We start from the raw sequence: 17,980 nt of genomic DNA, 5'->3' as shown, positions 1-17,980 counted from the left end.
GAGGTTAGAGTTGCCAGGTGCCGATCGAACAGTGGCTCGAAGCCATCCCACCTCTGCTCGTGTACGTGATCGTCGGCCTGGTGATCGGCTTCGAATCGCTCGGCATCCCGTTGCCAGGCGAGATCGTGCTGGTCACGGCCTCGCTGATGGCGTCGCAGCACGACCACCTGAGCCCGTTGTGGATCGGTGTGTGGGCGAGCGCGGGCGCCATCATCGGCGACAACTTCGGCTACCTCATCGGGCGGCGCGGCGGACCGCGGTTGTTCGCGTGGATGGGCCGGAAATTCCCCAAGCACTTCGGGGAAACGCAGCTCGACCACGCCAGGAAGGTGTTCCAGAAACGCGGCGCGTGGGCCGTGTTCTTCGGCCGGTTCGTGGCACTGCTGCGCATTCTCGCCGGACCGCTGGCCGGGTCGATGCACATGAGCTACGGCAAGTTCCTGGTGGCGAACGCCCTGGGCGGCATCGTGTGGGCGGGCGGCACGGCGGCGGCCGTCTACTACCTCGGCGTGGTGGCCGAGAAGTGGTTGAAGGGTTTCTCCTACGCGGGCCTGGCCATCGCCGTGGTCTTCGGCGTCGCGGGCGTTTTCATCGTGAAGCGCCGGCTCGCGAAGGCTGCTGAAAAGTCAGAAGAAGAAGTCACGCCTGTGTAGTCCAGGCCGCGATCTGGGCGCGCGATCGCACACCCAGCACGGACTTGAGGTCGCGCACGTCGGCCTCCACGGTCCGCAGCGACACGTGCAGTCCGTCCGCGATCTGCTTGTTCGTCAGTCCTTCCGCGACCATCGCCGCGACGCGCAGCAGCCGTTCGTCGCGCCACGACGGCGCGGCCTGCTCCGGTTCGGTCTGCGGGCGTGGCGTGGTGATCCGCACTCCCGGCAGGGCGAACTGCCGCACCGACTCGAGCATGGTGAAGTCGGCTTCGAGCAGTGACCGCGCCTGAAGTCGTTGCGCCATCACGGGATCGACGGTGCCGGGGCTCAGCGCGAACGTGTGCAGCGCGATCTTCTCGGCCGAGGTCAGCAACGCGTAGCTGCGGTCGATCGCCGCGTGCAACGACCGGTGGTGCGCCGGGGCGTCGCGCGGGCCGGTGGTGAGGACGGCGAACCGGTCGTCCAGGCGTGCCACGATCTCGTCCAGCGTCAGCACGCGCACCAGCCGTGCCGCGAGTTCGAGCGCCAGCGGCAACCGGTCCAGCCGCTCGCACGCGGTTTCCAGCAGTGCGGCGCTCTCGTCGAACTCGCTGTCGAGCGCCGTCGCGCGGTCGCTGAACAGCCGCTTCGCGTCGTGCTGCCCGAGGGGCCCCAGCCGGTACTCCTGCTCTCCCGGCACGTTCAGCGGCTCCCGGCTCGTCGCGAGGACGCGGAGCGCGGGATGCCTGGCGATGAGGCGCACGCAGTCGGCCAGCACGGGCTCGCAGCCGTCCAGCACCAGCAGACCGGGTTCAGGGGCGTCCGCGAGCAGGTCAGGGACCCTGGTGACGTCCGCGAGCTCGATCACCAGGACGTGCCGCCGGTTCGCGACCGCCTCGTGCACCAGCCGGGACTTGCCGACGCCGGGCGGCCCGGTGACGGTGACGATCCTGTTGCGTGCCAGCAGTTTGGTGAGCTCGGTCAGTTCCGTGGCGCGGCCGACGAACGTGTCCAGGCGTGGCGAGGCCGGGACGACGTCGCGGGCGGCGCGGCGGCGGTAGGCGCGCTGCCGGCAGGCGCTGGAGCAGTACTTGGCGGAGGTGGTGAGCGCGGCCCCGCAGACCTCGCACGTCACCGTGCCCGCGCCGTTCGTGCCGCGAGCTGGGTCCGCGAGCTCAGTCCCAGCCGCGACAACATCTGCGTCACGTGCGACCGCACGGTCCCGGTCGAGATCCCCAGCCGCACCGCGATCTCCGGGTTGGTCAGCCCCTCCACCACGAGGTCGGCGATCTGCTGCTGCCGCACGGTCAGCGGTTCGTCCCGGCGGCCCGAGTTCACGTACGCCGTCAGCCCCGCCTGGTCGAGCCGCTCCCCCAGCCGCCAGGCCTGCGACACCCGCCGCGGCCCCGCCGACGACAGCGCGAGCTCGCGGGCGTCCGACACCATGTGGTTCCACGGCTCCTCCTGCCGGGAACCACCGGACCTGCGGGTGGCGGCCGCGGCGGCCATCAGCACCACGGCGCGGTCGGCGTCTCCCCTGCGGGCCGCCACGACGCCCAGTCCTTCCAGCACACCGGCCTGCGCCAGCGACTCGGGGGCGCCGACCCGCAGAGCGATCGCGAAGTGGTGCTCGGCCTGGTCGACGTCGCCCGCCGCCAACGCGATCACGCCGGCGGTGTGCCGGGAGGCCATCAGGCGGAAACCGTCCAGGACTCCCAGCGAGAGCGACTCCAGGGCGGCCGCGAGCGCGCCGGGAAGGTCGCCCAGGCGCATCAGGAGCCAGGCGTGGTTGTTGAGGAAGGTCATCAGCAGGCTCGGATCACCGAGGCTCCGCGCCACAGCCACCGACCGTTCGTTGGCCGCGCGGGCACCCGCGAGATCGGAGTTGGCCCCACGCGCGTACCCCAACGTGTTCCAGCCCCGCGCCTCCCACACCGGCTGGCTCATGGCCGGGTGCGCCACCAGTGCCTCCGCGAACCGCAGCGCCGCCACTTCGTCACCCGTGAAGCCCGCGAGCCACGCCGCGCGGAAGAGCAGCATCTCCGAGTGCGACGTCAACGGGCCGTGCGTCAGGGCCGCGCAGGCCATCCGCATCGCCTCGCTGTACGAGCCACGCAGGTACCAGATGTGCACGACGCCCGCGACGAGCCACGTGTGCCGCGGGTCGGTGCGTGGAACGCGTTCCACGGCGTGCAGCAACTGGTGTTCCTGGCTCGCCAGCCACGTTTCCGTGTTGTTCTCGATCATCGGTGCCGCCGCGATCTCACCGATCGCGCGGATCAGGTGGTCGACCAGCCGCTCGAACGTCACCGCGTCCTCGCCGCTCTCCCGCAGCCGCGCCAGGCCGAACAGGCGGATCGACTCGAGCATCCGGAACCGCGCGCCGGAGGACGACGGCGTGCGCACCACCAAGGACTTGGCGCGCAAGGAAGCCATCAGCTGCACGACCTCCGCCGGGTCGCCGCACACCGCGGCGGCCAGGTCGAGGTCGAAGTCGCCGATCATGCAGGAGAGCCGGCGCAACGCGGCCTGCTCGGCCGGTGCCAGCAGGTCGTAGCTCCACCTGATCACGGCGTCGAGCGTGCGGTGCCGCGCGGGCACGTCGGTCCGGGCGGCGGCCAGTTCGATCGCCAGCGGCAGGTGGTCGTGCACCGCGTCGGCGAGTTCCGGAGCGCCGCCGCACTCGACGAACATCTGCCGGGCGTCCGCGGGAGACAGCGGACCGACCTCGACGCACATCTCGCCGGCCAGGTCGAGAGGTTCCCGGCTCGTCACCAGCACACGCAGGCGCGGACATCCGGCCAGCAGCTCGGCCACCGCCGAGGCGGCCTCGTGGATCAGGTGCTCGCAGTTGTCCAGCACCAGCAACCGGTGCTCGGCCAGCGCGCGGACGACGGTCGCGTGCAGTGGCGAACCCGGCTCCTCCCACACGTTCAGCGAGAACGCGATCACGTGCCACAGCAGGTCGGGCCGGTGCACGGACTCCAGCTCGACGACGGGGCCGGAGGGGCACAGTTCGGCCGCCAGCCGCGACTTCCCCGCGCCGCCGGGCCCGGCGAGCGTCACCAGCCGGTGCCGCCGCAGCAGCCGTCGCACGGTGGTCAGCTCGCGTTCCCGTCCCACCAGACGAGTGCGCGAGTTCATCGACCACGACATGGGCGCGATTCTAAGTGCGAATGCAATCCGAAGAAATGACGGCCGACAATTGCAGTTCAGCTCACAGACCGACGTGAACTGCGCAAACACCTTCCCCGGCGGGGACAGACCCGGCCGCGTGCTGAGACGGCGACTTCACGCTCCGTCGAGTTGCCACCGAGATTCCGGTCCGCGTCCCGGTCCGCGCCGTGCGAACCGGGAACCCGCACAAGCCCACGACCGCACGCGCGAAGCCCCCTCATCGAGCGTGAAGTCGCACAGAACCCAACGACTTCGCTCACTTTTGACCGATATTTCGCGCTTGTACGAAGTTGAGCGGTAATCACTTACCTGACTGATCTATCGGACACACCTTGTGGCACCGCGATTACGCGCGGTATGGTCTAGACCTTCAATCGCCGCCGCGATGTAACGGGAGTACGCACACATCAAGGCAAAGGAAGACACATGAAGATTGGACGCAAGGTTACGGCCGCCATGGCCGGCGTTCTCGCTGCACCGTTGATCGTCGTGGCACTCCCCAGCGGCACGGCGTTCGCGCACGGCTACATCAACTCGCCTGCCAGCCGTCAGGCGCAGTGCGCCAGCGGCGCCGTGAAGGACTGCGGTGCCATCCAGTGGGAGCCGCAGTCCGTCGAGGGTCCGAAGGGCCTGCAGAGCTGCCACGCCAACCTGTCGCAGTTCTCGGTGCTGAGCAACGACAACAAGGGCTGGAAGGTCGCCAACACCGGCCGTTCGGTGACGTTCAACTGGACGTTCACCGCCCGCCACCGCACGCGTGACTACGACTACTTCGTCGACGGCCGCAAGGTCGCGAACTTCAGCGGCAACAACCAGCAGCCGCCGGCGACCGTGTCGCACACCGTCAACGTGGGCTCCGCCGGCCGGCACAAGGTCCTGGCGGTGTGGAACATCGGCGACACCTCCAACGCGTTCTACTCGTGCATCGACATCAACGCGAGCTGATCACTGACCGCGTGAGGTCCCCTTCCTCTCACGCAGCAGCACGTCGACGTCGAACGGCATCAGGTTCAACGGCGGACCGGACAACGGTTTCCGCAGCGCGTCGAGGATCTCCGCGTTCATCCGCTCGATGATCGAGCGCGCTTCCTCGTCGGTCGTGGCCGCCAGGGCGCGGGCCCTGGCGGTCTCGGCCCGCCTGCGCAGCACCAGGGAAGGGGGCAACCCTGCACTGCCCTCTTCCTCCCGGACCTTCCTCTTGATCCACCAGTCCTCTTCGAGCGCTTCTCCCGCGCCGGGCAACGGTTTTCCGGCGCCCGGCAGGTCGTCGAACTCACCGCGTTCCTGGGCTTCGCGGATCTGCCTGTCGATCCACGACTCGAACCCCATCCCGGGCGGTTTCCGTTGTGTCACGGGGAGAACCTCCTGACCGCGGCCCCGATCGCCTCTCGGAGGGCGGGGCTGCCCTTGTGGCCACTGTCGTCCACGAGGGTCAGCTCGGCGTCCGGCCACCCCCGCGCCAGTTCGTAGGCCGTGTCCGCCGGGCAGCTCATGTCACGGCGTCCGTGGATCAACGCCGCCGGGATGCCGGCGAGCTTGCCCACGTTGCCCAGCAGGTCGTCCACGAACCCGTGGTTCGCGTAGTAGTGCGCGCAGATCCGCACGAACGCGATCATGTCGTCGGAAGCCTTGTCCATGAACAGGTTCGGGGTGCCGAAGCTCTCGAACGAGAGCACCGTGTCCTCCCATTCGGACCACGCGATCGCCGCCTTCTCCCGCACCTCGCGGTCGGGGCTCTCCATCAGTTCGGCGTACGCCCGGACAACGTCCTCAGGATCGCCGACGTACGCGCTGTAGCGGGCCCACGCCTCGGGGAAGAACCGCGAAACGCCCTTGTACAGCCACTCCAGCTCACGTTCGGACGACATCGTCACCGCGATGAGGATCATCTCGGAGACGCGCTCGGGATGCCGTTGCGCGTAGGCGACCGCGAGCGTGGTGCCCCAGGAACCGCCGTACAGCAACCACTTCTCGATGCCGAGGTGCTCGCGGAGCTTCTCCATGTCGGCGATCAGGTGCTCGGTGGTGTTGACGCTCATGTCCGCCGCCGGGTCACCGGCGTGCGGTGTGCTCTGACCACACCCGCGCTGGTGGAAGATCACGATGCGGAACTTCTCGGCGTCGAGCGACTTCCGCGCGCCCTTCGACGGCGCGCCCGGTCCGCCGTGGAGGAACACGGCAGGCTTGCCGTCGGGATCGCCGACGATCTCCCAGTAGACCTGGTTGCCGTCACCGACGTCGAGCATGCCGTGTTCGCAGGGCTCCATGAATTCGAGCGTACCGAGCTACACCGACAGCGCCTTCCAGGTCAGACCGGCGTCATCCGACCGGTAGACCTCGGCGAACTCGTGGCCGGGTCCACCGCGCACCAGCGTGGCGTGCCGCGAGTCCGAGAACGCCAGGTCCTCGAACGGCGATCCGCCGAGCGTGAGCGGCGTGTCCCACTTCGCGCCGAGTCCGCGGTGCACGAACGACCAGTCGCGCCCGGTCGCGGCCACCAGCGCCGCCTCCGGTGACACCGCGAAGCCCGTCGTGATGCCCTCGCGCGGCGGCACGCTGACGGTCTTGAACGGCCCGCTGCCCGAGGCCTGGCGCAGTTCCTTCGTCATGTTCCCGAAGCCGGGATCGAAGCTGCACAACGCATAGCGGTCGGCGCCGACCGTGCCGAGCCGGGTCGCCGAGAACTCGGTGCACGGCGCCGGCTGCTCCAGCCAGCCCGCCGGAGACCGGGTCCAGTACCGGTTCTCCACACCGATCGTCGACAGCGAGACCTGACCGGGAGCGATCTCCCCGCGTGACTGGCCCTTGACCTCGACGCCGGGAACCGGTTGCCACGAGCCGAACCACAGCTCGCGGTGGAACAGCCGCGACGACGTGCCGTCGTAGATCACCGCGAGGAACCCGGAGTCGTCGAAGCCCAGCGCGCCAACGGTTCCCTTGATGCCGGACGGTTCCCAGCGCGTGCCGCCGTTGCTGGTGACGAACAGCTGCTCGCCGTCGGTCACCATGCCCGCCGCGTCGTTCGCGAAGAGCACCCGCAGCCGGTCGGTCTCCGGCACGGACAGCGCCGGGGTCTTCACCCTCGTCCACGACGCCCCGCCGTCGAGCGTGCGGACGAGCTGCGGGCAGTTCGCGGTCTGGCACAGGGTGTCGAGGCCCAGCACCCAGCCGCGGTCAGCGGCGGGCCACGACGTCGACGCGGGCACGACCCCGGTGCCCGCCTGCGCGACGGAAGCGGTCAATCCGGTCAGCAACAACGAAACAGCAAGAACAGCAATGCGTTTCCCCCACATCGCCTTCTCCCCTCAAGAGGCTGATTCCCACTCAACACCTCTTGCCCGTGAAGCGGCAACCACCCACAACGTCACCAAAACCCCCGCACCACCCGCCAGCACGAGGATCAGCCGCGGGCCGACGACGTCGATGAGCAGACCACCGACGATGTACGAAACCGCTGCCGCCACACCGATCCCGCCGTAGAAGTTGCCGAACACCCTGCCCGTTCGATCACCCGGTACGAGCCGCTGGACCAACGTGCTGTGCGCGACGTCCATCGCCGCGATTCCCAGTCCCCGCACGGCTTGCAGCGCGAACGCCGACGCGACGCCCCACGCCAGGCCGGTGAACAGGTTGCCGGCGCTGCTGATCAGGAACCCGGTGACGAGCAAGGTGACCATGCTCCACCGTGCCGATCCCCTGGCCAGCAACGCGTAGCCGAGGAGCAGACCAATGCCGACCGCGCCGAGGACGACACCGGCCACGCTCTCCGACTCGCCGAACACGCCCATCGTCAGCTGCAGCACCGCGACGTCGTCGATGGCGGTGCACGCGACGACACCGCAGAAGCCCAGGAAGACGATCCGCAACGCCCGGTTGCGCCAGATCTCGCTCACGCCGGCCTTCACGTCGGTGAACACCGTCTCCCCCGGCTCGGCCGGTACGACGAGTTTCGGCAGGCGCAGCAACAACAACGCCGACAGACCGAACGAGACCGCGTCCACGAGCAGCACGCCGCGGGTGTCCATGAACTGCAGCAGCACGGCCGCGAGGAACGGCCCGATGACGTCGGCGCTGTTGGATCCGAGGCCCAGCGCGGTGTTCGCCTGCGCGAGGTCCTTCTCCGCGACCAGGCTCGGCACCGCCGCCCGCGAGGCGGGGATGAAGATCTGCCCGATCACGGCCCGCACCCCCACCAGTGCGAGCAGGATCGGCAGCGGCGGCAGCGTGAACGCGATGACCGCCAGCAGCACGCCCTGCGCGACCTCGCAGACGATCATGACGGTGCGCCGGTCGAACCTGTCGCTGATCACCCCGGTCAGCGGACTGAGCAACGACGGCGCGAAGTCGCCCACGAGCAGCAGCGCCGCCACCGCGATCGCTTTCCCCAGCACGGACTGCACGTGCACCATCAGCGTGACGAGGCTGAGCGCGTCCCCCACAACAGAAACGACCCGTGCGGTGCTGAGCACGCGCAACGGGCCGTTTTCCTTCAGAAGCGTCAGCACATGGCTACTTTGCCAACACCTGGTCGAGCTGGTCAGCCAATTTGTTCATGATCCCGGCGTAGGAGGAGTAGCTCAGCGGGGCGACCGCGTTCCACTCGACGAACCGGCCGGCCTGCACGGCGGGCAGGCCCTGGAAGACCGGGTGGCCCTCCTTCATCTTCTCCGGGCTGAGCACGTGCTGGCGGGTGTCCCACATGATCACGTGCTCTTTGTACGTGCCGGAGTTCTCCCACGACAGCGACTGGAAGTAGCCGCCGCCCTCGGTGTCGGGCTTGTCCGGCGTGAGCAGCGGCAGGCCGAGCTCCTTGACGTACCAGTCGAGGTCCGGGTTGCGGGCGGGCACGGCGACGTAGAAGAGCTTCGGGTCCGCGCCGATGACCTGGATCTTCTGCTTGGCGTCCGTCATCTTCTTGCCGATCACCTTGAGCCGCTCGGAGGCCTTGGTGAACGCTTCCTCGTCAGCCTTCACCTTTGCCGAGTCGACGTCGGCACCGAGTGACTTCGCGAGCTCCTTGAAGCGCTTCACGCCGTCCGGCAGCTGGATCTTCGACTGGCCGATGCCGACCGTCGGGGCGATCTTGGAGACCTTCTCCTCGAACTCGGCGGTGAGGTGCCAGAGTCCGGAGACCTCGGGGTAGTAGCCGGCGACGACCAGGTCGGCGTTCAGCGCGGCGAACTTCTCGAAGTCGATCTCGCCGTAGCCGGGGCCGGTGACGTCGGTGACCTGGCTCGGGTCGATGCTGCCCGCCTCCGGGTCGGTCGTGCCGTCCGCGCGCTTGAGCGGGCCGAACGTGCCGACGACGTTGATGCCGTAGTCCTTGAGGGCGCCCGCGGCGGACACCTGCGCGACGACGCGTTCCGGACGCTTGGGCGCGGTGACCTCCTTACCGCGATCGTCCTTGAAGGACCACTGGCCACTTCCCTGCTCCGTGGGAGCGTTTCCACCGCACCCGGCCACTAGGCCGAGCAGCAGAACCGCGGCGACTGTCCTGCGCACCTGTCCACCTCCTGATTTAGGCTTGCCTAACCTATCAAGAGAGTTCCGGAACCGGGAATGTGCGGTAGGTTGGTCACCGTGCGGAGCCAACTGACGACAGGGCGTCGTTTCGCCGTCGTCGTCGCACTGATGTTGGTCGCGGTGTTCGTGCTCCACCCGGCCTGTCCGCCGGAGCCCACCCACCACGGCGCGTTCACCCCCGGCATCTCCGGCGAGTTCTGCCACCACGGCGACACGCACCACCTGTCGGCCGCCGCTCCCGCGCAGGCCGCCGTCCAGGCGAGTCCCTTCGCCCCCGTCGTGCCGGTCGTGGCCGCCGAGCCCGTCGCGCGTCCCGCCGTCAGAACGCGGTCGTGTCCGCGGCGCTCCGAGCACGTGAGTTCGGGGCGCACCTTGTTGCTCGACCTCGGGATCTCTCGAACCTAGGCCGGCCCCCGCCCCCGACATCGGCCTGTCACCACACTCTTTCGAGGAATCCCCATGTCTGTTCCCGTGCTGCGCGAAAACACGCCCGCGGGCATCGTCGGCAACACTCCGGTGCTCTGGATCGACGAACTCTCCCGCACCTCCCCCACCGGTTTCTGGGCGAAGCTGGAGAGCGCCAACCCCGGCGGTGGCATGAAGGACCGCGCCGCCCTGCACATGATCGGCCGCGCGCTGGACCGCGGTGACCTCCTGCCCGGCGGCCACGTCGTGGAGTCGACCAGCGGCACGCTCGGTCTCGGCCTGGCGCTCGCCGGGGTCGTGCACGGCATTCCCGTGACGCTCGTGACCGATCCCGGCCTGGAACCGATCATCCGGCGGATGCTGCGCGCCTACGGTGCGACCGTGGACCTCGTGGAGAGTCCACATCCGACCGGAGGCTGGCAGGAGGCACGGCGCGAACGCGTGGCGGCGTTGCTCTCGGAGCTGCCCGGCGCCTACTGCCCCGACCAGTACAACAACCCGGACAACGTGGCCGGGTACGCGCCGCTCGCGCACGAACTGGCCGCGCAGCTCGGCCATGTCGACGTGCTGGTGTGCGCGGTGGGCACCGGCGGCCACTCCGCCGGGGTCGCTTCGGTGCTGCGTCAGCACTTCCCGGCGTTACGGCTGGTCGGCGTCGACACGATCGGGTCGACGATCTTCGGCCAGCCCGCGCGGACCCGGCTGATGCGCGGGCTCGGGTCGAGCATCTTCCCGCGCAACGTCGACTACCCGGCGTTCGACCAGGTGCACTGGGTGAACCCCGGCGAGGCGGTGTGGGCGTGCCGGGCGCTGGCCTCGCGGCACTACGCGAGCGGCGGCTGGAGCGTCGGCGCGGTCGCCCTGGTGGCGTCCTGGCTGGCCAGGACCTCCCCGCCCGGCACGCGGATCGCCGCGGTGTTCCCGGACGGGCCGCAGCGCTACTTCGACACGGTGTTCAGTGACGAGTACTGCGCTGCCCACGGCCTGATGGACGTGGTTCCCGCCGTGGATCCGGTCGAGATCTCCTCGGTGGGAGAACGCGAAGTGCTGTCGTGGAGCATGTGCCGGTCCGTTGTGGACCCTCTGGCGGTGACGGCGTGATCGCGCAGTTCCGCTCGTTCGACCGCAGCGTGCAGTTGTTGCTGCTCAACCAGTTCAGCATCAACGTGGGCTTCTACATGTTGATGCCGTACCTCGCCTCGCACCTGTCGGTGACGCTGGCGCTGGCCGGATGGGCCGTCGGACTCGTCCTGGGGGTGCGGAACTTCGCGCAGCAGGGCATGTTCCTGATCGGCGGGACGCTGGCGGACCGCCTGGGGTACAAGCCTTTGATCGTGGCGGGCTGCGCGTTGCGGACCGGCGGGTTCGCGTTGCTCGGGCTGGTGGACGGGCTGCCGGCGCTGGTGATCGCCTCGGCGGCCACCGGGTTCGCCGGGGCGTTGTTCAACCCTGCCGTGCGGGCGTACGTGGCCGCTGATGCCGGGCCACGGCGCGTGGAGGCGTTCGCGTTGTTCAACGTCTTCTACCAGACCGGAATCCTGGTGGGGCCGTTGGTCGGGCTGGCGTTGACGGCCGTGGACTTCCGGCTCACGTGCCTGGTCGCGGCCTTCGTGTTCCTCGTGCTGACGGTGTTGCAGTGGCGGTCGCTGCCCGCGCGGGCCGGTTCGCCGTCCGGGGACTCGGTGCTCGCGGACTGGCGGCTGGTCTTCTCGAACCGGCGGTTCGTGCTGTTCGCGCTCGCGATGACCGGCTCGTACGTGCTGTCGTTCCAGGTCTACCTGGCGCTGCCGCTGGCCTCGGGGTCGGCGGTGCTGACCGCCGTGCTGTTCGCGGTGTCGGGCGTGCTGGCGGTGGCGGGACAGCTGCGGGTGACGGCGTGGGCGCGTGCCCGGCTCGGACCCGACCGGTCGCTGGCCGCCGGGATGGCGGTGCTGGGCCTGGCGTTCCTGCCCGCGATCCACGGCGGCTGGACCGGGCTGGTGCTGTGCGCGGCCCTGCTCGCACTGGGCACGATGGTGGTGTTCCCGTTCGAGATGGACAAGATCGTCTCGTTGTCGGGCGACCGGCTCGTGGCGACGCACTACAGCCTCTACAACACGGTCGTGGGCGTCGGGATCCTGCTCGGCAACCTGCTCACCGGCGTCGGGTTCGACGCCGCCGCGCGTGCTGGTGTGCCGTGGGTGCCGTGGCTCGTGCTCACGGCGCTGGGACTCGGGTGCGCGTGGGCGTTGAAGAAGTTGGCGGCCCGTGTCGATTCCGCGGTCGCCGGTTCGACGTCCTAGCAGAAGGAAGGTTCCGGATCGGAGGGTCGCCATGATCGCCACGCTCATCGCCACACTGGTCGAGGAGGACCACGCGGAGGACGACGGCGTCCTGGCGCCCGACGACCGGCTGACCTGCCACGTGCACGGCAGGTGGATCCATCAGTGCGTGTCGTCGCCCGTGCACGTCAACCCGGTCACGCGGCACCGCTGGTGCCGTGGCTGCGACTCGCCGCTGGGCGTCGTGGTCGACGAGCTCGCCGGTGCCGTCGCGATGCGCTGCCCCCGTTGCGGACACGGGGGCAGCGCCGCCACCGCCCGTCTGCTCGCCGCGTGCCGTGCCTCGATCGAGGCACACCGGGCCGCCTGATCGGGTGACACCGACCGAATTGCCCTTTTGGTCCAATATGTTGCTCTTCGTGTCTATTTCCTCACGCATCGCCACTGTTCTGGCCGCCACCGCGGGAGTCGCGCTGGTGACCGCGTCGCCCGCACTCGCCGACGAGCTCGTGGACGTCGAGTTCGACGGTCCCGTGCTCGTCGTCGGCGGACCGCTCGTCGACCTCGACTGAACCCCTGCGCCCGTTCGGCCGTACGCCTCCTCAGAAGCCGCATTCCGACTCCTGAGGAGGCCGCGTGCCCGGCCGTGCTGCAAGGACTACCGCTTTGGCCGCCGTGATCGCCGCGACGGTGGTGTCGATGCCTTCGGCGCACGCGCAACCCGCCGACGACGCGTTGAAGGTCTACAACGACCTGACGCGAGAGGCCGAGAAGCTCAGCCAGGACCACCTCAAGGCGCAGGGCGACTTGTCGAGGGCGAACGGGATCGTGGTCGCCGCCACCGAGGCGGAGAAGAAGGCGCTGGCCGAGTCGGAGCAGTTCCGCGGCCAGGTCGACACGCTGACCGAGGCGACGTTCGAGGGCGCCCGGCTCAACGACCTGTCGGCGTTCCTGACCTCGTCGTCCCAGCAGGACTTCCTGGAACGCATGCAGGCCATGAACATCATCGCCGCCGACCAGAACGAGGCGGTGTCGCGCATGAACGCCACGCTGGCCGCGGCCACGAAGGCGCGTACTGACGCCGCCACCGCCGCGTCGGCCGCGGAGAAGTTCGCCGCCGACGTGTCCACCCGCAAGGTCGCCATGGAGCAGCAGGTGTCGACCGCGCGGACGAAGTACCAGTCGTTGTCCGCGCCGCAGAAGCAGACACTGGCCAGCACCGGCCCCAAGGTCACCGTGAACGCGCCCGCGGGTGCGGCCGGCGTCGCGCTCACCTTCGCGCTGGGCGAGCAGGGCAAGCCGTACGTGTTCGGTTCGAACGGACCCAACTCGTGGGACTGCTCGTCGCTGATGCAGGCCGCCTACCGCGCCGCGGGGGTGTCCATTCCGCGCGTCACCTACGACCAGGCGAAGGTCGGCCGAGGCGTGGGTCGCGGCGAGGTCGCGCCCGGCGACCTCATCATCTACTACGCAGGTCAGTCGCATGTGGCCATGGCCGTGGACGGCACCCGCGCGGTGCACGCGTCCACCGAGGGCGTTCCGGTGAAGATCGCGAACATCGACTCGATCGGCCCCATTTCGGTGATTCGCCGGGTTGTCGGGTGACGCTTCTCTCCCACCCCGCGATAAACCCACGTGGACCACTGTGAGAGCGTGCCTCCAGGTGAACTGCTGAGGAACCTGGTGCTGGACGAAGGCAAGGTCATTCCGTAACCTGTCCGAGACCTTCGGCCCAGCAGTTAACCCACTCGGGGCACACGCCAAGGTTGTCGCCTTACGCGGAGTAGTTCTCGCGGGCGACTGCCAGGAAAAAGGAGGACCCGCGACGTGGTGTCGCAACCCTCACGCCGCATCGTGCGTGGAGCACTCGTGGCGACGGCTGCCGTCGTCGCGGCAACACTCCCCACGGCGCCGGCCACCGCACAGCCCAACGCCGCGGACGCGCTCAAGAAGTACAACGAGCTGTCCGAGCAGGCGTCCAAGCTCAACCAGGACCACCTCAAGGCCCAGGACGACCTGAAGGCCAAGCAGGGTGAACTGGACAAGGCCAAGGGTGACCTGGCCGAGGCCCAGAAGGCCGAGGAGGCCCTCCGCGGTCAGGTCGACCTCCTCACCGAGGCCACCAACTCGGGCGCGAACTTCAGCCAGATCTCCGCGCTGCTGGTGAGCGACTCGCAGCAGGACTTCCTCAACCGCATGTCGGCCATCAACATCCTCGCGGCCGACAACGCGGACGCCCTGCAGAAGCTGACCGACGCGGTCAACAAGGCCGACGCGGCGACGAAGTCGGCCAACGAGGCGACCGAGACGTCGAAGAAGCTCCTCGCCGAGATGGACCAGAAGAAGACCGATCTCGACAAGCAGCTCGCCGAGGCGCAGACCCAGTACCGGTCGCTCAGCTCCTCGGTGAAGAACCAGCTGGCCGCGTCCGGCGACATGTCGAACATCAACGTGCCGGCGGGCACGGCGGGCCGGGCGCTGCAGTTCGCACTCGACCAGCGCGGCGAGCCCTACGTCTACGGCTCCAACGGCCCGGACTCGTGGGACTGCTCGTCGCTGATCCAGAAGGCGTACGCCTCCGCGGGTGTGTCCATCGGCCGCACCAGCTACGCCCAGGCGGCCGCCGGTCGCTCGGTCAGCCGTAGCGAGGTCAAGGCCGGCGACATCATCGTCTACTACTCGAGCCAGTCCCACGTGGCGATGGCGGTGGACGGCATTCGCGCCGTGCACGCGTCGACCGAGGGTGTGCCGGTGAAGATCGCCGACATCGACTCGATCGGCCCGATCTCGGTCATCCGCCGCATCGAGGGCTGACCTTCAGTTCCTGTCGAACGCCCCTTGCCCCTCCGGGCAGGGGGCGTTTTTCACTCCCTCGGGTGCACGTGCTTTCGTGGCCCTGCGGGACGGGCCCGCCTTGACTAGGTTCCGCTTCGGGCGCCGCCGTTTCGGGCGGCCGTCGTCGTCCGAAGTGGAGCGTTGTAGTGGACACCTTGCAAGCCGGGCAGGAAATCACCCGTGGCCAGCAGCTGACGAGCGTCAACGGGTACGTGCTGACCCTGCAGTCCGACGGGAACCTGGTGCTCTCGCAGGACTCCGGCACGGTGTGGGCCAGCGGCACCGACGGCAAGGGCGCGGTGCGGGCCGCCCTTCAGGACGACGGCAACTTCGTGCTCTACACGAGCGACGAGAACGCCGTGTGGTCCACCGGCACCCAGGGCAACGAGGGCTCGCGCCTGGTCCTGCAGGACGACAGGAACCTGGTCGTGTTCGCCGCCGACGGCAGCGCGAAGTGGGCCAGCAACACCAACACCGACTCGCCGCAGCCCACCCCCGAGGCGGCCGCTCCGGCTCCGGCCCCGGTCGAGGAGGCCCCGGCCGCGCCCGCCGCTCCGGCCGTGCAGACCTACACCGTCGAGGGTGGCGACTCGCTGTGGGCGATCGCCGAGCGCTTCTACGGTGACGGCAACCGCTACGGCGAGATCGCGTCCGCCAACGGGATCTCGAACCCGGACCTCATCCACCCCGGTCAGGTGCTGACCATTCCCTGATTCCGGGGCTGTTCACGAAACGGGCCGGATCCCCTCATCCCCGAGGAGGTCCGGCCCGTTTCGCACGTCAGGCGTCATCCACGCTGATTCCACCTGAACAAGAATTCTGCTCAGCCAGCCTGCTCCTGGCGCGCGATGGCGAAGGCCGGGTTGCCCTCGTCGTCCTGGCGCACGTCGAGGACCTTGTCCTCCAGGTACTGGGCGGCGGCCGGCTCCAGGATGACCTTGGCCCCGGCGGGCGCGGCCACCACCTCGTCCCCGTCGACGGGCTGGCTCAGCGACAGCTCCAGAGCGGCCTGGCTGTTCTGCTCGGCGGCCAGGGCAAAGCGCAGGCCGGTGTCGTCGGTGGTGCCTTCGGACTGCGAGGTCAGCTCGTTGATGACCTCGGCAGCCATCGGCGTCACTTCGAGCATGTCGGCCCCTAACATCGGAAACAAGAAACTCGTTCCGTGTTCCCGGCCTGGTCCGTTCTCAATCACCGATCGACGAAATCCCAGGTCAGCGGGCCGCAGCAGGCGTTGCCGCCTGGCTGGCGGGACGTGCCGGACCGACACCCACCTCGTTCGCGGCCCGCAGCGGACCTGCCACGGGACCAACGTGCTCAGGCTTGCGCGAGGGCTCTCGCCCAGCCCACCAACCCCGTCACGCGACGCGGTGCGCCTGCCGTGACACCTCGTTGCGCACGTGCCCGCAGGCCGAGCACACCCGCGGCACCGGCACGAGCTCGGCGACCAGCTTCCACGAGTCGGCGAACGACGGCACCTCCTGGCCCGGCGTGAGCAGGCTGTCGAGCACCTCCTGGCGGCGGCGCCCCTTCTCGCGGCTGCGCTCCACCGGGTCGCGCCGATGGGCCAGGGCGCGCGACTCCGCCCGTGCGCGCTCGCCGTCCGACGTGAGGCCGGTGGCGCGGCGCGGGGCGTGCAGTGCGGCGTTGCGGCGGTTCACGCGGTACCACTCGCCGAGCGAGACGCCGGACAGCGGCGGCTTGGCGAGGCCCGCGCCGTCCGCCGTCCAGGTGCGCAGGCGGGCGCGCAGGAACTCGTGGGCCACCTGGGCCCGCGAACGAGGGCGGCCCTGGCGGGTGCCGTCCGGCTTCTTGTCGATGGCCACGAGCAGGGCGTCGACGCACCAGCCCGCCGTGAACCACGGTTCGAGCAGGCGCCGGACCCAGCGGCGGTCGGCGTCCGGCCACGAGGCACGCACGCACAGGGACTCGACGGCGACGTCCACGTCCGCGTCGGTGGACGGAACCACGCGGCCTGGCCAGCGACGGGCTTCGATCTGCATCGGAAACTGACCTCCTCCAGCAAGCCTTGCGAACACCTGTTCGACAGGATGCCACGGGGGTCTGACAAAAAATGAACCTCTACCGTCTGACCAGGCAAAACTCACCCGTTCAGCAGAGCCCGACCGGGTTGGCGGCGTGGTCGCCGGGCACCCCGCGATCCCAGCGCTAACCTGCGCGAATGACCCACCACGAGCCCCATGACGAGGTCACCGGCGACCGGATGAACTGGCTGCGCGCGGGAGTCCTCGGCGCCAACGACGGCATCGTCTCGACCGCCAGCCTCGTGGTGGGCGTCGCCGGAGCCACCACGGACCGCGCCCAGATCCTCGTCGCGGGCCTCGCCGGCCTGTTCGCGGGCGCGATGTCCATGGCCAGCGGCGAGTACGTGTCCGTCAGCAGCCAGCGCGACGCCGAACGCGCCCTCCTCGCCCAGGAACGCGCGGAGCTGCGGGACATGCCGGAACAGGAGCTCCAAGAGCTCACGGAGATCTACAAGGGCAAAGGCCTCGACGCGCAGACCGCTGAAGAAGTCGCCAAGCAGCTCACCAAGCACGACGCGCTGGCCGCCCACGCCGAGGCCGAGCTGCACATCGACCCGGACGAGCTGACGAACCCGTGGGGCGCCGCCATCGCGAGCTTCATCGCGTTCACCATCGGTGCGTTGCTCCCCCTCGCCGCGATCGCGTTCACGAGCACCACCCTGCGCGTGCCGGTCACCGTCGTCGCCGCGATCCTCGCCCTGGCCCTCACCGGCTTCGTCAGCGCCCGGCCCAGCGGCGCGGACAAGCGGCGTGCCGTCGTCCGCAACGTCGTGGGCGGCCTGATCGCCATGGGCGTCACCTATGCGATCGGTTCGCTGGTGGGCCAAGGCATTGGATGACGCCGAACTGGGTACTGCGGTGGGCATGAGCGAAGAACGTGGCGCGTACGTCCAGGAGAGCGGCGCCGAGGGCCTCGACGAGGACAACCTCGGCCACGACCCGTTGGAGACCGAGCCGGAGGAAGGCTGGGCCGAGTCCAACCGGTACGGGACGACCGAATACGAGCAGGCGCACCCGCGACCGCTCGATGAACGCCTCAAAGAAGAACGCAGCGATGTCGGCGAGACGGGTGCATGATCGAACC

The 17,980-nt window shown here is 69.3% G+C and carries 21 protein-coding genes; 12 read left to right on the top strand and 9 right to left on the bottom strand.

The features are described from left to right. Nucleotides 1-17 precede the first annotated feature (17 nt). Complete coding sequence (locus ACIQF0_RS31735; RefSeq protein WP_360034353.1) at nt 18-653, top strand: DedA family protein; 636 nt, start codon at nt 18-20, stop codon at nt 651-653. Here ACIQF0_RS31735 and ACIQF0_RS31730 read toward each other — a convergent pair. Next, nucleotides 640-1,767 (bottom strand): LuxR C-terminal-related transcriptional regulator, encoded by a 1,128-nt coding sequence (locus tag ACIQF0_RS31730; protein ID WP_401035497.1) that lies wholly within the window; start codon nt 1,765-1,767, stop codon nt 640-642. The genes ACIQF0_RS31735 and ACIQF0_RS31730 overlap by 14 nt on opposite strands. Beyond that, a complete protein-coding gene (locus ACIQF0_RS31725; protein WP_401035495.1) occupies nt 1,764-3,788 on the bottom strand; it encodes an ATP-binding protein in 2,025 nt (674 codons plus the stop codon). The genes ACIQF0_RS31730 and ACIQF0_RS31725 overlap by 4 nt, the downstream gene beginning before the upstream one ends. 447 nt (nt 3,789-4,235) lie before the next feature. Between ACIQF0_RS31725 and ACIQF0_RS31720 the strand changes: the two genes are divergently transcribed. Continuing rightward, a complete protein-coding gene (locus ACIQF0_RS31720) occupies nt 4,236-4,754 on the top strand; it encodes a lytic polysaccharide monooxygenase auxiliary activity family 9 protein (RefSeq protein ID WP_360034360.1) in 519 nt (172 codons plus the stop codon). Here ACIQF0_RS31720 and ACIQF0_RS31715 read toward each other — a convergent pair whose 3' ends face one another. The 5 genes from ACIQF0_RS31715 to ACIQF0_RS31695 are packed head-to-tail and all read right to left on the bottom strand — an operon-like array spanning nt 4,755 to nt 9,311. After that, on the bottom strand, nt 4,755-5,162 hold the full coding sequence (locus ACIQF0_RS31715) for a DUF1992 domain-containing protein (RefSeq protein WP_401035493.1): 408 nt from the start codon (nt 5,160-5,162) through the stop codon (nt 4,755-4,757). It lies immediately after the preceding gene. Further along, nucleotides 5,159-6,076, bottom strand: coding sequence for a prolyl aminopeptidase (gene pip, locus ACIQF0_RS31710; RefSeq protein WP_401035491.1), 918 nt, complete (start codon nt 6,074-6,076; stop codon nt 5,159-5,161). The genes ACIQF0_RS31715 and pip overlap by 4 nt, the downstream gene beginning before the upstream one ends. A gap of 18 nt (nt 6,077-6,094) precedes the next feature. Continuing rightward, nucleotides 6,095-7,102: a hypothetical protein gene (locus ACIQF0_RS31705; RefSeq protein ID WP_401035489.1), complete on the bottom strand. Its 1,008-nt coding sequence runs from the start codon at nt 7,100-7,102 to the stop codon at nt 6,095-6,097. Between the two features lie 12 nt (nt 7,103-7,114). Further along, entirely contained in the window at nt 7,115-8,314 is a 1,200-nt protein-coding gene (locus ACIQF0_RS31700; protein WP_401035486.1) for an MFS transporter, read from the bottom strand. A gap of 4 nt (nt 8,315-8,318) precedes the next feature. After that, entirely contained in the window at nt 8,319-9,311 is a 993-nt protein-coding gene (locus tag ACIQF0_RS31695; protein ID WP_401035484.1) for an ABC transporter substrate-binding protein, read from the bottom strand. Nucleotides 9,312-9,389: 78 nt separating this feature from the next. Here ACIQF0_RS31695 and ACIQF0_RS31690 point away from each other — a divergent pair, with 78 nt between their 5' ends. From ACIQF0_RS31690 to ACIQF0_RS31655, 8 genes are all read left to right on the top strand, one after another. Next, nucleotides 9,390-9,737, top strand: coding sequence for a hypothetical protein (locus tag ACIQF0_RS31690; protein ID WP_401035482.1), 348 nt, complete (start codon nt 9,390-9,392; stop codon nt 9,735-9,737). 54 nt (nt 9,738-9,791) lie between these two features. Then, nucleotides 9,792-10,859 (top strand): PLP-dependent cysteine synthase family protein, encoded by a 1,068-nt coding sequence (locus tag ACIQF0_RS31685; protein ID WP_401035479.1) that lies wholly within the window; start codon nt 9,792-9,794, stop codon nt 10,857-10,859. Beyond that, nucleotides 10,856-12,040 carry an MFS transporter gene (locus ACIQF0_RS31680; RefSeq protein ID WP_401035476.1) on the top strand — a complete coding sequence of 395 codons (1,185 nt, stop codon included), beginning with the start codon at nt 10,856-10,858 and terminating at the stop codon, nt 12,038-12,040. Before ACIQF0_RS31685 ends, ACIQF0_RS31680 begins: the two co-directional genes overlap by 4 nt. A gap of 31 nt (nt 12,041-12,071) precedes the next feature. Beyond that, a complete protein-coding gene (locus ACIQF0_RS31675; RefSeq protein ID WP_319981111.1) occupies nt 12,072-12,389 on the top strand; it encodes a hypothetical protein in 318 nt (105 codons plus the stop codon). Between the two features lie 49 nt (nt 12,390-12,438). Next, nucleotides 12,439-12,591: a hypothetical protein gene (locus ACIQF0_RS31670; RefSeq protein WP_401035474.1), complete on the top strand. Its 153-nt coding sequence runs from the start codon at nt 12,439-12,441 to the stop codon at nt 12,589-12,591. 64 nt (nt 12,592-12,655) lie between these two features. Continuing rightward, nucleotides 12,656-13,624, top strand: a complete 969-nt coding sequence (locus ACIQF0_RS31665; protein WP_401035471.1) for a C40 family peptidase — start codon at nt 12,656-12,658, stop codon at nt 13,622-13,624. A gap of 264 nt (nt 13,625-13,888) precedes the next feature. Next, nucleotides 13,889-14,833 (top strand): NlpC/P60 family protein, encoded by a 945-nt coding sequence (locus ACIQF0_RS31660; protein WP_401035468.1) that lies wholly within the window; start codon nt 13,889-13,891, stop codon nt 14,831-14,833. Between the two features lie 167 nt (nt 14,834-15,000). Next, complete coding sequence (locus ACIQF0_RS31655; RefSeq protein ID WP_401035466.1) at nt 15,001-15,567, top strand: LysM peptidoglycan-binding domain-containing protein; 567 nt, start codon at nt 15,001-15,003, stop codon at nt 15,565-15,567. A gap of 110 nt (nt 15,568-15,677) precedes the next feature. On the opposite strand, the gene ACIQF0_RS31650 is transcribed toward ACIQF0_RS31655, so the two are convergent. Further along, nucleotides 15,678-15,995 (bottom strand): iron-sulfur cluster biosynthesis protein, encoded by a 318-nt coding sequence (locus tag ACIQF0_RS31650; protein ID WP_401035464.1) that lies wholly within the window; start codon nt 15,993-15,995, stop codon nt 15,678-15,680. 214 nt (nt 15,996-16,209) lie between these two features. Beyond that, nucleotides 16,210-16,854 (bottom strand): hypothetical protein, encoded by a 645-nt coding sequence (locus ACIQF0_RS31645; protein WP_360034402.1) that lies wholly within the window; start codon nt 16,852-16,854, stop codon nt 16,210-16,212. 179 nt (nt 16,855-17,033) lie between these two features. On the opposite strand from ACIQF0_RS31645, the gene ACIQF0_RS31640 reads away from it, so the two are divergent. Continuing rightward, nucleotides 17,034-17,735 carry a VIT family protein gene (locus ACIQF0_RS31640; protein ID WP_401035460.1) on the top strand — a complete coding sequence of 234 codons (702 nt, stop codon included), beginning with the start codon at nt 17,034-17,036 and terminating at the stop codon, nt 17,733-17,735. 25 nt (nt 17,736-17,760) lie between these two features. Continuing rightward, nucleotides 17,761-17,973 carry a hypothetical protein gene (locus ACIQF0_RS31635; protein WP_401035457.1) on the top strand — a complete coding sequence of 71 codons (213 nt, stop codon included), beginning with the start codon at nt 17,761-17,763 and terminating at the stop codon, nt 17,971-17,973. Nucleotides 17,974-17,980: the final 7 nt, after the last annotated feature.

Origin of the sequence: Lentzea sp. NPDC092896, from assembly GCF_044754905.1 — a bacterium.
GTDB lineage: Bacteria > Actinomycetota > Actinomycetes > Mycobacteriales > Pseudonocardiaceae > Lentzea.
Note: the sequence above shows the minus strand (reverse complement) of the source record. Positions and strands in the feature narration are given on the sequence as shown.

Bases quoted from the DNA above. Each gene is read 5' to 3' on its own strand.
- ACIQF0_RS31705 (WP_401035489.1), bottom strand. From the start codon at position 7,102: ATGTGGGGGAAACGCATTGCTGTTCTTGCTGTTTCGTTGTTGCTGACC.
- ACIQF0_RS31725 (WP_401035495.1), bottom strand. From the start codon at position 3,788: ATGTCGTGGTCGATGAACTCGCGCACTCGTCTGGTGGGACGGGAACGC.
- ACIQF0_RS31650 (WP_401035464.1), bottom strand. From the start codon at position 15,995: ATGTTAGGGGCCGACATGCTCGAAGTGACGCCGATGGCTGCCGAGGTC.
- ACIQF0_RS31635 (WP_401035457.1), top strand. From the start codon at position 17,761: ATGAGCGAAGAACGTGGCGCGTACGTCCAGGAGAGCGGCGCCGAGGGC.
- ACIQF0_RS31645 (WP_360034402.1), bottom strand. From the start codon at position 16,854: ATGCAGATCGAAGCCCGTCGCTGGCCAGGCCGCGTGGTTCCGTCCACC.
- ACIQF0_RS31675 (WP_319981111.1), top strand. From the start codon at position 12,072: ATGATCGCCACGCTCATCGCCACACTGGTCGAGGAGGACCACGCGGAG.
- pip (WP_401035491.1), bottom strand. From the start codon at position 6,076: ATGGAGCCCTGCGAACACGGCATGCTCGACGTCGGTGACGGCAACCAG.
- ACIQF0_RS31685 (WP_401035479.1), top strand. From the start codon at position 9,792: ATGTCTGTTCCCGTGCTGCGCGAAAACACGCCCGCGGGCATCGTCGGC.
- ACIQF0_RS31640 (WP_401035460.1), top strand. From the start codon at position 17,034: ATGACCCACCACGAGCCCCATGACGAGGTCACCGGCGACCGGATGAAC.
- ACIQF0_RS31720 (WP_360034360.1), top strand. From the start codon at position 4,236: ATGAAGATTGGACGCAAGGTTACGGCCGCCATGGCCGGCGTTCTCGCT.